Source organism: Campylobacter sp. W0066.2 (assembly GCF_024723515.1).
GTDB lineage: Bacteria > Campylobacterota > Campylobacteria > Campylobacterales > Campylobacteraceae > Campylobacter_D.
Map to the genome: position 1 here is coordinate 1 of NZ_JANQCV010000036.1, position 1,229 is coordinate 1,229.

Consider the following 1,229-nt stretch of genomic DNA (forward strand, 5'->3'; position numbering starts at 1 on the left):
CCTATAGTATCATCACTAAGCATACTATTTGAAGCTAAGATTAAACCACCATCTTGAAGTTTAATACCACCTTTGTCTGGATTCTTACTATCTCCTATGATACCATTATTAATAATACCTGCTTGGCCACCTGCTAGAGTTCCTTTTACAATGATATCCTCTGTTAGTTTTTGTTTAGCTCCTATGTAAAAGCCAGCTACACCACCATAAACTAAACCATCAATATCGATTTTACCGATTTGGTAAGAATTTTTAGTATCACTTAATATAATTCCATATCTTCCTGCTTGAATAGTACCTGTATTATTAATATTATCAATAGTCATGGCTGATAAATTTGCATTTGTTCTCGTATCTCTAAATACTATACCATCTTTACTTGCTATAATGGTTCCTGAATTATTAATAGTATTAACATGAATTGATGCATTAGTTCCCCAACCTACATCAAACAACTCAATACCATTATTACCTGTTTGAATAAAACCAGTATTATCGATTGTTTGCAAATTAGTACCTGCATATAGCAAAATAGCAGAATCTCTAGAATCTATTGTTCCAGCATTTTTCACAAGTGTTCCCTGTGTCGCTTTTCCATTAAAAAAAGATAGTTCAATACCTTTTCCGTTGGATTTTATAATACCATTTTCTTGATTCTCAATAGTTTTAAAATTTACAGCATAAAAATGAATTCCAGTAGCGCCATTTCCCTGAGCTGTACTTTCTATGCGACCTGAATTTGAAAGATTATTAACAGTTGCTTTATTGATAGAAATAACATCATTTGTGTTAGAGTAAATAGTTCCATTGTTGGTAATATCACCTGCGGTAATTTTTCCATCCCCAACATCAGTATCTAATTTAATACCATGGTTATTATTACCTTTAATAATTCCATTGTTGGTAATATCACCTACAGTAATTGTTCCACCCCAATCACCAGTTTGCAATACAATACTATCGCTACCTTCAATAGTTCCATTGTTGGTAATATTACCTGCGGTAATTGTTCCACCCCATTTACCAGTTTGTAATTTAATACCATTATTACCTTTAATAGTGCCATCGTTTGTGATATTACCTATAGTAGCAGATTGATACTGTCCTGCAAACACATAAATACCGTAATTATTTCCTTGGATAGTTCCAGTTTCAGTGTTATTTATACTCTCAATTTTTCCACCATTTTCAATATAAATACCACTCCAACCATTACCAATAGTTCCACC

At 32.4% G+C, this 1,229-nt stretch carries 1 pseudogene; it reads right to left on the reverse strand.

Annotation, left to right across the window (positions count from 1 at the left end):
- Positions 1-1,229 (reverse strand): annotated as a pseudogene (locus CAMP18498_RS07850) (hypothetical protein); the annotation flags it as partial.